9 protein-coding genes are annotated in these 11,767 nt (G+C 72.2%); all 9 read left to right on the top strand.

Translation table 11 applies throughout. From position 1 onward, the window contains the following. Positions 1–125 precede the first annotated feature (125 nt). The 9 genes from OG624_RS42625 to OG624_RS42585 all read left to right on the top strand — a co-directional run bounded on the left by OG624_RS42625 (position 126) and on the right by OG624_RS42585 (position 11,557). Positions 126–1,766, top strand: a complete 1,641-nt coding sequence (locus OG624_RS42625) for a DUF2637 domain-containing protein (protein WP_331719659.1) — start codon at positions 126–128, stop codon at positions 1,764–1,766. Between the two features lie 458 nt (positions 1,767–2,224). Then, positions 2,225–3,118 (top strand): hypothetical protein, encoded by an 894-nt coding sequence (locus tag OG624_RS42620; protein ID WP_331719658.1) that lies wholly within the window; start codon positions 2,225–2,227, stop codon positions 3,116–3,118. A gap of 50 nt (positions 3,119–3,168) precedes the next feature. Next, positions 3,169–3,438 carry a hypothetical protein gene (locus tag OG624_RS42615; RefSeq protein WP_331719657.1) on the top strand — a complete coding sequence of 90 codons (270 nt, stop codon included), beginning with the start codon at positions 3,169–3,171 and terminating at the stop codon, positions 3,436–3,438. Continuing rightward, positions 3,435–4,541: a conjugal transfer protein gene (locus OG624_RS42610; RefSeq protein WP_331719656.1), complete on the top strand. Its 1,107-nt coding sequence runs from the start codon at positions 3,435–3,437 to the stop codon at positions 4,539–4,541. Before OG624_RS42615 ends, OG624_RS42610 begins: the two co-directional genes overlap by 4 nt. A gap of 15 nt (positions 4,542–4,556) precedes the next feature. Then, complete coding sequence (locus OG624_RS42605) at positions 4,557–4,841, top strand: hypothetical protein (protein ID WP_331719655.1); 285 nt, start codon at positions 4,557–4,559, stop codon at positions 4,839–4,841. Further along, complete coding sequence (locus OG624_RS42600; protein ID WP_331719654.1) at positions 4,838–5,452, top strand: hypothetical protein; 615 nt, start codon at positions 4,838–4,840, stop codon at positions 5,450–5,452. The genes OG624_RS42605 and OG624_RS42600 overlap by 4 nt, the downstream gene beginning before the upstream one ends. Positions 5,453–5,466: 14 nt before the next feature. After that, positions 5,467–8,010 carry an ATP-binding protein gene (locus OG624_RS42595; protein WP_331719653.1) on the top strand — a complete coding sequence of 848 codons (2,544 nt, stop codon included), beginning with the start codon at positions 5,467–5,469 and terminating at the stop codon, positions 8,008–8,010. Continuing rightward, positions 8,007–10,409 (top strand): hypothetical protein, encoded by a 2,403-nt coding sequence (locus OG624_RS42590; RefSeq protein ID WP_331719652.1) that lies wholly within the window; start codon positions 8,007–8,009, stop codon positions 10,407–10,409. The genes OG624_RS42595 and OG624_RS42590 overlap by 4 nt, the downstream gene beginning before the upstream one ends. Then, entirely contained in the window at positions 10,406–11,557 is a 1,152-nt protein-coding gene (locus OG624_RS42585) for a C40 family peptidase (RefSeq protein WP_331719651.1), read from the top strand. Before OG624_RS42590 ends, OG624_RS42585 begins: the two co-directional genes overlap by 4 nt. Positions 11,558–11,767 lie beyond the last annotated feature (210 nt).

Raw genomic sequence — 11,767 nt, 5'->3', positions numbered from 1 at the left:
ATACCGGTGTCCGCTCCCATCAGCGGCCGTGTCCAACATCCATTCGAGGTAAATCCCCTGCCTGCACAAACTCCTGATGCAAGGGTGACCTCAACGACAACGCGAGGAACGAGGGATCAAGGCCAGTGGCGCAGCTACAGCTGACTCGTACGCACCGGATACTCATCGGAGTCGTCGTGGCCGGAGCCGTGGTCATCGCGGGGATCGGTTTCGCGGGCTCGTACGCCGCAGTGCGCGAGCTCGCGGAGAAGAAGGGCTTCGGCGGCTTCTCCCTGGTCTTCCCGATCGGCATCGACGCGGGCATCTGCGTCCTCCTCGCGTTGGACCTGCTGCTGACGTGGCTCCGGATCCCCTTCCCCCTGCTGCGCCAGACGGCGTGGTTGCTGACGGCGGCGACCATCGCGTTCAACGGTGCGGCCTCCTGGCCGGATCCGCTGGGTGTCGGGATGCACGCCGTGATCCCGATGCTGTTCGTGGTGACGGTGGAGGCCGCCCGGCACGCCGTGGGTCGGATCGCGGACATCACCGCGGACCGGCACATGGAGGGTGTGCGCATCACCCGGTGGCTGCTGTCCCCGCTGCCGACCTTCAAGCTGTGGCGTCGGATGAAGCTGTGGGAGCTGCGCTCCTACGAGCAGGCGGTCGGTATGGAGCAGGACCGGCTGATCTACCAGGCCCGGCTGCAGGCGCGGTACGGGCGTTCGTGGCGGCGTAAGGCTCCGGTGGAGGCGCTGATGCCGCTGAAGCTGGCCCGGATCGGGGTACCGCTCGCGGAGACCGCTTCGGATGGCCTGGTCGCAGCCGGGATGGATCCGGTGCTCCTGCAGCGGCGGCCCGCCGCTACCGCACCCGAGGAGATCGCACCAGCCGTAGCACCGGCGCTTCCTCCGGCCGTCCCGCAACCTGACGAGGTCCTGGTCGCCGAACAGCTGCCTGAGCCTTTGGAGGACAGCGCCGGGGGAGAGGTCCGCAGCGTCCAGACCTTGGGCCTCAGTGCAGCGGACTTGCGAGGAGTCGGCCGCGAGTTCATCGAGCAGTACGACCGCTTCCCGACGGCGGACCAGCTCGCCGCATACCTCGCTCAGCAGTACGGCGTGACCGATCCGGCGACGGGTGGGCCGATCGCGGACGAGTACCTGGAGCCGGTGCTGACCGACCTGCGCGAGCTCGGCTTCGACCCTTCCGATGGGCCGGCGAGCGACTTCACCGTAAGCCAGGCCGAAGCTGCTGCTGAGCCGGACGACACGTCGGTGTCCGTCGCGGACGCATCCGCGCCGGTGACCGAGCGGCCTCCCTTCTTCCTGGGGGAGTCGAGTGCGGGATCGGGCGTTGAGGCAGAAGCGCCGCGCCTCGCTCCGGTCACGAAGCCTTCGGTCCCGGTGGCCACCGCCTCGGCGAAGGCCGACCTGCCGATGCAGGGCACTGTGAAGCAGAAGTCGCCCGGCGAGACCTCGCGGCCCGCTCCGGCCGGCGAGGCCCAGGCGTGGACCGCCGATGTGACGGAGACCGGCGAAGCCACTGCTCGGGTGCCTCAGCAGCAGAACGACGAGGGTGACATCGACCCGATCCAGCAGGAGATCGAGCTGGTCGCCCAGTGGCTGGCCGAGGCCGAGGACGCGGGGAAGAAGCTGTCCGGAGCCGAGACCGCGCGACGCCTGGAGGTGTCGCCCAAGACGGGCCAGCGCCGCGTCCTTGAAGCGGCCAAGCACTTGGAGGAGAGCCGGCAGCGTCAGGGGCGTGCGCACCTGCGGTCGGTCAGTAGCTGACCGACCGGCCCCGCCGGGTCGCGGTGACCGGTCATCGGTTACCGCGGCCCGGACGCCTCGGGCAGCCACCAGGGCGTGACCGATCGGCACGTGACCGATCCCGTGACCGATGTCGGGCCGGGTGACCGGTGACCGATCCGGGCTCCATCGGTCACCGGTCATGACCGATCTGCGGCCATCGGCCACCCGTTCGTCGCGCCCGCGTCGCTGCTTCCTGGGCAAGCCTTCGCAGTCGAATCCCAGGGCTTGCCCACCCCCACGGGAGGCTTGCCCTGGGGTTGCACGGGCCGGTCACGAGGGGCTTGCCCAACCCCCTTCCAGGCTTGCCCAATCGGTCACGGGAGGCTTGCCCGCCTAGAGGGCAAGCCTCCCATCTGCGCTTTTAGGGCTTCGGGCAAGCCTTCGGGCAAGCCGGTCTGAGGAGTGTGTACGGCACGAGATCCGAAAGGAGACGTGCCGTGCACGACGCTTCGCACCCCGCCGCCGGCGGTGGGTACTTCGACCGGCTGGACGCCGACTGGTCCGCGCTGTGCGCGGACCCCGCCCTGCGCCAGGCGGTGACCGACTGGGTGACCGATGGCCACCTCGGCGCCGACATCGCGGCCGTGACCGATTCCTGGTCCGGGTCCCTGACGCCCGAGCAGCTCCTCGCCGCGCTCCGCCCGACGACCGACGGCGTGACCGATGAGCTGACCGACGCCGTCCTGCGCGTCCTGCTCCGGCGCGCCGCCGGCCGTGACCGATCGGCCGCTCTCGCCGGTCGCGTCATCGTCCAGGCGATGCTCCCCGCTGTCGTCCGCATCACCCGCGGACAGGTCCGCACGACCGGCGGCCGCACCCGCGATGCCGTCGGTCACGTGACCGTGGCCGCCCTCTACGAGGTGGCCCGCTCCGGCCGTATCCACCTGCGCCCCGGCCGGCCCGCCGCCAACCTCACGCTCGACACCCTGCGCCAGGTCCTGGCCGAACTCGCCGCCGAGCAGAGTCCGGCGGGGGAGGACCTCGCGGCCGCGGAGCAGATCGCCGACCGCGCGCCGGGCCCGTACGAGATCGCCCGCGCCCGCACCGTGCGCGCGGCCGCCGTGGAGGCCGGCCTCCACGCGGGCCCGGCCGACGACGCCGCGACCGTCCCGGCCCGACTGGAGCTCCTGGAGCTTCTCCTCGACGCGGTCCGCGACGGCGCCCTGTCCACGGCGGACGCGCAGGCGCTGGCCTGGCACCACATCAGCGGCGGCATCCCGGACATCGAGGCCGCCGCCCGCGCCGGCACCACGCCCGGCGCCTGGCAGCGCCGGCGCTCGCGGGCCCTGGCCCGCCTCACAGCATCCCTCCAGCCCGCGGCCGCGGCATGAACCGGACCACCGCCCCGGCCACCGTCCGCACGCCCCTTTGGAGATGCGTCTTGACCACATCCGCTGCCGCGCCGTCGCTGGACGCGGACGAGGAGCGCGTCACCCGCGCCCAGCGTCTGCTCATCCACCTCGGTGCCGCCCTCGTCGCCCGCCCCTTCGACACCAGCACCCACGAGAAGCTCCGCGCCTTCCTCGACGAGGACGCCGAGCTGGCCCTCGCCTCGCTCGCCGCGCTGCGCCGCCGCCCCGAGGCCGAACTGCGGAACCGGATCGCGGAGCTGGCCGGCCACACCCTGCGCCCGGCCGGAGGCACGGCATGAGCCTCGTAGGCACCTTCCGCCGGAAGCCGGCCCCGCCGGTCGAGCCGCGGCCGGAGGCCGTGCAGGTGCCGGAGGCCGAGCAGGACACCGACTGGGTCGGCGGATGGTCGACCGGTGCCCAGGCCAACTCGGCCGTCCTGATCCGCTGGATCGTCTGGGGCCTGATCGGCCTCGGTCCGCTCCTGGGCGCGCTCGCCTATCTGTCGGTGCCCACCACGTCCGCGGCCCCGGCGTCGAAGACCGCCCCGTCCGCATCGTCCGCGAGCGGCGGTCAGGGCGCGGCCGGCTTCGCCAGCCTCTTCGTTGCCGCTTACCTGTCTGCCGGGCGTGGCGACGAGCCCAAGCTCGCCGCCTACTACCCGCCGGCCGGCGGCCTCCAGCTCGACGGAGTCTCCGGCCGCCGTCGGGGCGAGCAGCTGACGGTCGTCCGGCTTCGCCAGACCGACGCCTCGGTCTGGGCGGTCACGGTCGCGGCCCGCGTCACCGGCGCGCAGCCGTCGGTCACGCCGTCCACGCAGCCGGGCGCCTCCCCGTCTCCGGCAGCCGACCCGGTGCGCTATTTCCAGGTGCCCGTGGCAACCGCGCCCGGCGCCGGGGGAGCGACCGCGTACACGGCGCTCGCGCTGCCGGCCGAGGTCGCCGCCCCCGAGCGGGCCAAGGCCCCGGAGTTGGTCTACGGCGCGATGCACCCGGCGCTGCCGACCGACCCGCGTACCCAGGCGGTCACCAGCTTCCTGTCCGCCTACCTGACGAAGGCCGGCGCCGAGCTCGACCGCTACCTCGCTCCGGGTACGCGCCTGGCCGCGCCGTCCCCGGCTCCGTACTCGGGGATCGCGGTGGACCAGCTCGCCGTCGAGGGCGAGGCCGGCGGCGAACCGGTCGTCTCGGTGCCTGGTGACGGCACCACCCTGCGTCTGCTCGTCACCCTCCGGGCGACCGGCCAGGACGGGGTGCGGCTCCCGCTCACCTACGCCCTCACCCTCAAGGCCCGCGCCGGCCGGTGGGAGATCGCCGGCCTCGACGGCGCCCCCGCCCTTGCCCCGCCTACTCCGGTTCCGGCCGCCTCCGGCGCCCCCGTTCCGGCAACCACTCCCACCCCATAGAGAAGGAGCACCGTCATGCAGGACAGCATCATGTTGGCCGCGGGCTGGATCCAGACCGGCACCGGCATCGGCAACGACATCAAGACGCTCATCTTCGACGTCGCCATCCCGATCCTGTGCGGGATCTTCGTGGTCGCCGTCGGCTGGAAGACCAAGGCACCGGGCCCGACGATCATGGCCGTCATCTTCGCCGGCATCGTCTGGGGCCTGTCCGCCAACATGCCCGCTCTCAAGAACAAGACCAACGAGGACATCGTCCAGTACCAGAGCGGGCCCAACGCCGCCCGAGGCGACCAGTGACCGAGGCCGCCGCCGGTGGCGAGCTGGACTACGAGCTCATCGGCCGCTGCTACACCAAGGCCCGCCGTGCGCCGCTGGTCCACGGGGTGATCCGGGACGTCAACGGCGGCCGGGGGATCCGGCTGCCCGGCGGCCCGTACACCCTCACCCAGCTCGCCGGGATCGTCTCCACCGTCGCCGCACTGATCCTGACCCGCCCCGTGTGGGGCGGGCACGGCTGGCTCGACGTCGCCGTCCTCCTGGTCCTGCCCGCGGTGGTGGCGTTCGTGCTGCGCCATCTCCACGTCGACGGCCGCAACCCGGCGGCCGCCCTGTTGAGCGTCGCTCTCATGTTGGCTGCGCCCCGGCGCGGCCAACTCCGCGGCCGCGCCTACCGGCTCGCCCGCCCCACCCGCGGCGACACCCGTATCCACCTGCCCGCAGCCGAAGGCACCGCACCCGCGAGCGATACCGAACCCGCATCGGCACCCCCGCCGGGGCCGGGCCGGCCCAGGCCTGCGGCACGCGCCGCCCAGTCACCGGTACCCGCTGGGCCTTCGTCGCCCGCCGCGCCGGTGGCGTCGGGGGTGCAGGCCCTTCTCGCCCGCCGCGCCCCCACGACTCGTACCTGACTGGAGAACCGACGATGCGCCTGCCGATCCGGCACGTCCAGAACAACCTGATCTTCACCACCCATGGCACGGTCTGGGCGGTCTGGCGCGTCACCGCGACCAACTACTCCCACGCCCCGGCCGTCGTGAAGAAGCGCCGCCTCCAGGCCCTGGAGGGCCTGTTCAAGGCGATGACCGGCGAGCCGATGCTGATGAGCCTGTGCCCGCAGGTCGACCCGACCGCCGTGGTGCGCGCCATGGTCGACGACATCGACCTGGCCCGGGCCCCGCGCTACGAGCGTCTCGGGCACGCGGTCCTGGACGAGCTGGAGACGATGGAGCTGACCGGGCGCACCGACTGGCTCGCGCTCCCGCTTCCCCCGCTGTCGCGGAAGGACGCGGTGGTGTCGGCGTTCCGGGCGGCGCGGGCGGAAGTCTCCCTGCAGCTCGGGCTGATGCCCGCGGTCGTCACCGACGCAGAGGTCCGCCGGCGCCTGGAGCAGGCGCAGCGGATCCAGGCCCAGTGGCCGTCCGGGGTGTCGATGCGTCCGGCGTCCGAGGCGGAGATCCTGTGGATCTACGGCCACTCCGCCCGGCGCGGGCTGGCGGAGCCGTTCCTCCCCGACGGCACCGAGACCCCGGTCCGCGGCCGCGGACGCAACGTCGCGGCGCTGGGGGAGATCCTCGTCGGCGAGGGCGGCGCCGACTTCGACAGCGGCCCCTCGCTGCCGGTCAACCCGTTCACGCGGCGCTTCCTCCAGGTCTCCTCCGAGTGGGGCGACTCCTACCAGGCGCTCCTGGCCCTCTCCGAGATGCCCAAGGCGTTCGCTCTGCCTGGCGCGGCCTACCTGCAGCAGCTCGACGACCTGGCCTACCCGGTCGACTGGACCGCACGGCTGGTCGTCGTGCCCGGCTCGAAGGCGGAGCCGAAGGTCCGCAAGCGCGCCCGTCACCTCAAGGCGCAGGCCGCCGAGTACGAGGGCGACCCGGCCGGTCCGCCCGCGGCCGTGGCCAACAATCAGGCCGACAACGAGGAGTACCACGAGCGGCTGACCGCGAACCGGCGCGAGGTGGAGATCCGCGCCATGGTCACCCTCGCGGTCTGGGGCGACAGCCCCGACGACGCCATGGACCGGGCCGCCGCCCTCGCGAGCGACTACGGCGCGACCGAATACACCTTCTCCCGGCCCGCCGGCGAGCAGACGAACCTCTGGCAGGCGATGCTGCCCGGCTGCCGCACCCCCCGCGTCATGGCCGGCTACGCACAGATCCTCCTCGCCCGGGACTTCTCGATGGCCATGCCCTGGTGCGGATCCCAGCTCGGCGACGAACGCGGCGGCCTGTACGGGCTGCAGGTCGCCTCCGGGGGCGCCCGCCCCGTCCTGATCGACCCCGCCCGCGGACCCCGCGAGAACGCCTCCGCCTCCATGGCCTGGCTCGGCGAGCTCGGCGCCGGAAAGTCGGTCGCCATGAAGGCCGCGGTCTACAACGTCCTCGCCCGCGGCCACCAGCTCGGCCGGCCCGGCAGCCGCGGCCGCGCCGTCATCGTCGACCGCACCACCGACCAGGAATGGGCCCGCTTCGCCAAGGCTTGTCCCGGCACCACTCAGCTGATCCGCATCGACCACACCGCCGAGGTCTCCCTCGACCCGCTGCGCCTCTACAAGGAGAACAGCCCCCAGGTCGCGGCCCGCTTCACCGAGTCCTTCCTGACCCTGCTCCTCGGGGTGCGGCCGATGGACCTCGAAGGCGTCGCCCTCTCCGAAGCGGTCCAGGCGGTCCTGGCCCGGCCCGAGCCGTCGATGCGCGCCCTGATGGACGAACTCACCGCGCGCGGCGCCGACGACGCGGCCGCCCAGGGCCTGGCCCGCAAGCTCGGCTCGGTCGCCCGCAAGGACCTGGCCCGGGTCGTGTTCGACGAGACGCTGCCGGTCGTCGACACCCACCGCGCCGACAGCGTGGTCTTCCTGGTGTCCGCGCTCGCGCTGCCGAAGAAGTCCGAGCTCGCGAGCGAGCACCGCATCCAGCGCCTGGAGTTCGAGAAGGTGTTGGGCCGGGCCCTGATGTATCTGATCGCCGCGGTCTCCCGCGAGACCGCGATGAGGAGCCGGGACGAGTTCGCCGTCACCGTCTTCGACGAGTGCTGGTGGCTCACCTCCAGCGACGAGGGCCTGGAGCTGCTGCTGGAGCTGCTGCGCGACGGCCGCAAGCGCAACGCGGCCGCGTACGTCGGCTCGCACGACGCCGACGACATCGGCCCGGCCGACAGCGAGAAGGGCGTGATCGTCCGCGGGCTCATCCCGCACCGCTTCGTCTTCCGGCAGACCAGCCGCACCCTGGCCGCCCGCTCCCTGGAGTTCCTCGGCGTGGACTCCACCGACACCGACCTCCTGGACCTGGTGACCGGTGGCCTCTCACCCCTCGATCTGCCCGAGGACCAGCGCCGGGCCCGCGCGGGGGAGTGCCTCTACCGCGACCTGGTCGGCCGCATCGGCCTCATGCGCGTGCTCATCCCGCGCGACCGGGCGATCGAGCGCGTCATCCACACCACCCCGACCGGCGCACAGGCGGCGGCATGAGGACCCCACGCGCCCCGTTCGAGCGGCTACGCCTGCTCGGCACAGCCCGCCTGCGTCTCGCCCTGCTCGTGGCGGCGCTCGCCGCGACCGCCTTCACGATGCTCACCACGGTGCCGGCCCTCGCCGAGCCGAGCCCGGCCCCGACCTCGACTCCGACCCCGGCCAGTACGCCGGGCAACCCTCTCGCTCCGACGACCCCTGGCACGCGTACGCCCACCCCCGAGGAGCTCGCCGAGATCGAGAAGATCCTCGGAGAGCTCAACGAGCGCCTGTCCGACCCCTTGAAGGATGCCTACCTCAAGTCCGAGGAGGAGCGCCTGCGCAAGCTGTTGCCCGACGAAGGCGGCGTCCTGGCCGTCTTCAGCGTCACCGACCGCAACCGCATGCCCATCTCCGCCTACACGATCAAGAGCGACACCGGCGGTCTGCTGGACTGGGACCTCGGTGTCCAGAATCTCGTCGCCGAGCTCTGCTTCATGATCACCAAATGGGTCGTGGCGTTCTGCTGCTGGCTCATCGGCTGGACCCTCAGCTTCGGCCTCGCCAAGCTGCTGCTGACGCCCGTCCTCTCCGTCGCCAACTCCCTGCACACCCAGGTCATCCTGCAGATGGGCCTGACCAACCTCTTCCTGTCGGTGTGCGCGCTCGTCTGCGTGACGCGCATCTTCTTCGGAGACCGGGCCAAGGGGTGGGGGGACGCCGCCCTGTCCCTCCTGATCGCCGCCCTGACCGCCACCCTGCTGTCGTCGCCCCCGACGCTGCTCCTGGGGGAGCGGGACAGTGCCCTCGCCGCAGCCCACGGCCTGTCCCTCGAAGTCGCCGACATCATCCTGGACGCCAACCCCGGCGAGCGTGCGAAGGACCCCGACGACGAGGACTCCGCCAGCAGCATCGCGCTCCAGCGCCCGCTGACGAACGCCCTGACCGACGCCTTCATCGTCAAGCCGGCCATGCTGCTCCAGTACGGACAGATCTTCAAGGACGACTGCGCGAAGAAGTACTCCGACACCAAGCTCACCCAGCTCGCCTACGACCGGGCGGTCAGCGAGAAGATGGCGGGCCTGAGGAAGTTCAACGAGTACCGGGCCTGGATCGACCCGACCGGTGCGCAGATGGGCGACTGGGCCCTGAAGGCCGCCAAGCAGTGGGCGGTCGACCACTTCGGCAACCCGCCGATGGAGCAGTTCGAGAAGCAGTGCGTGAAGGGCGACGTCCAGGCAGCCAAGCGAGCCTCGCTGGACAAGGTCGGCGGAGCACTCTTCCTCCTCATCGCCGCGGTGATCGTCACCGTGCTGATCGCGGGCCTCGCCGGCAGCTTCCTCCTCGCGCAGTGCCGCATCGCGTGGGACGCCGTACGCGCCGAACCCGCCCTCGTCGCCGGTCTCGTGCCCGGAGCCGGCCGCGGCTACCTGTGGGACTGGGCGGCGTCCGTCCTACGCTCCCTCGGCATCCTGCTCGTCTCCGTCGTCGGCCTCGCCGTCCTCATCCTGATCGTCCAAGCCGTCCTCGACCCCGTGCACACGGAGGACGGCACCGAACTCACCCTGCGCTTCCTCGCCGTGGACATCGTCTGCATCGCCGCGGTCAAGAAGCGCAAGACACTCACCGCCCGGTCCAAGCAGGTCGCGAACAACTTCCGCGCCAAGATGTACGCGGCACGCGTCGGAGGCACCGACGGAAGCGCCTTCACCCCCTCCTCCACCCCGGTGGCGAAGAACCAGAGCATCGCCCGCAAGGTCACCCGCGGAGCGGTCCGCACCGCGATGGTCGGCGTCTCCCTCGCCTCGGGCAACCCGATCGCAGCCCTCGGCTACGCCACGTCCTCCAGCGTCAGCTCCGTCGCCCTGATGAACCGGCTGCAGTCCTCGACCAAGAGCAACCACCGACCGCCCGGGCCCGCAGGCCACCAGCCGCCCCCGCCGCAGCCACCGAATCCGCCCAACCCGCCGATTCCTCCTCAGCCGCCGAACCCGCCTCAGTCGCCGCCGAATCCCCCGCAGCCGCCGATTCCTCCGCAGCCGCCCAACCCGCCCGGTGGCCCGGCGCACACGCCCGTCAGCAGCACGCCGGCCACCTTCTCGAACCACCTTCCGGGCGGTCCGATGTACCACCGTGCCGCCGGCGGCAACAGCCAGGCCACCACCATCCCGAAACAACCCAACCCGCCGGTGACGCAGGCGACGAGCCCTCCGACCCAGCCGCGGCAGCCGGTGCCGACCCAGCCCCCGGCCTCGTCGCGCCAGCAGCAGCTCCGCCAACGCCTCGACCGCGGCAGCCGGCGCCTGCCCGTCACACACCGCGTCACCTCGGTGACCCCGAAACGGCCCAGTGACTCTTCCCTCAGCCGCAACGAGGAGCGTGAGCTGAGGCGCCGTCGCCGCAGGACGGGCAGTTCATGAAGAAGCTCAAACGGTGGCTGGCCGGCGCTGCCGGACTGATCGGGCTGGCGCTCGTCCTGCTCGCCGCGATCGCCGCCCACGTCACCGGCCTCGCCCAGAGCGAGGCCGAGGCGGCCGCTCGCTGCCCCGGCGCCGGCCGGCCGGGCCTTGACCCGGACACCGCCGACATCGCCCGCAAGGTCCAGGCGATGCTGACCGGCAGCGGCGACGTGGACGTGCCCGGACTCTCCGAGCCCAAGAAGCAGATCCCCAACGCGAAGGCAATCGTCGCGACCGGCATCCAGAAGCGGGTGCCGGCCCGCGGCCAGGTCATCGCCCTGGCCACCGCCCTCCAGGAGTCCACACTGATCAACCTCGACCACGGCGACCGCGACTCACTGGGCCTGTTCCAGCAACGCCCCTCCCAGGGCTGGGGAACCCACGAGCAGATCATGGACCCGGTCTACTCCAGCACCAAGTTCTACGACGGGCTCGTGAAGCTGGAGGACTGGGAGCAGATGCCGCTCACGGTCGCCGCGCAGAAGGTCCAGCGCAGCGGGTTCCCCGACGCGTACGCCAAACACGAACCGCTCGCCACGGCCCTGCAGCAGGCCATCGGGCCCGCGCTCGGCGCAGCGCCCGCCGGGCCTCAGGCGGTAGTGCCCGTTCTCGGCGGAGGACACGGCCAGGGCCCCTGCGCCGGCCAGGCGGCCAACGTGGACTTCGGGGAGATCCCGCCCGGCACACTCCCCGAGGGGTACCAGATCCCGGCCACGGCACCGACGGAGGTGAAGACCGCGATCCGGTGGGCGCTCGGCCAGCTCGGAACCATGTACCAGTGGGGCGGCAGTTGTACCAACCCCCACGGCACCACCCCGGCCGAGAGGTGCGACTGCTCGTCCCTGACCCAACGGTCCTACGGCGTTGCCGGAAAGGAGATCACCCGCACCACCTACACACAGATCCACGACGGGCGCCCCGTCCCGGTCGACGCCATCGCCCCCGGTGACCTCCTCTTCGCCCGCGGTACGGCCGACGCCCCCGAGCATGTGGCCATGGCCATCGGCTACGGCTACGTCGTGCACGCGCCCCGGACCGGCCGGCCCGTCTCCGTGGTCCGACAGAGCGAGCTCGGCCCGGTCCTCGTCGTCCGGCGCATCGTCGGCTGATGACACCGTGCCCGCCCCTGTTCGCTGTTCGGGTGCGGGCACGGTGCACGTGGACGTGGGGGGGCAGCGCTGGAGACCTCGGCCCGAGCACCCGGGTACCAGCCCTTCAGCAGGGCCGTTCCTCCTTCACCTTCAGCCCCTCGCCGATCACCCCGACGCTCACAGGTCGGCACCCCCACTCGCGTATGCCGGGGCCGTGCCGGCCGGCAG

Origin of the sequence: Streptomyces virginiae (assembly GCF_041432505.1) — a bacterium.
Classification (GTDB): Bacteria; Actinomycetota; Actinomycetes; order Streptomycetales; family Streptomycetaceae; genus Streptomyces; species Streptomyces virginiae_A.
This window is presented reverse-complemented; position numbering and strand designations above follow the sequence as displayed.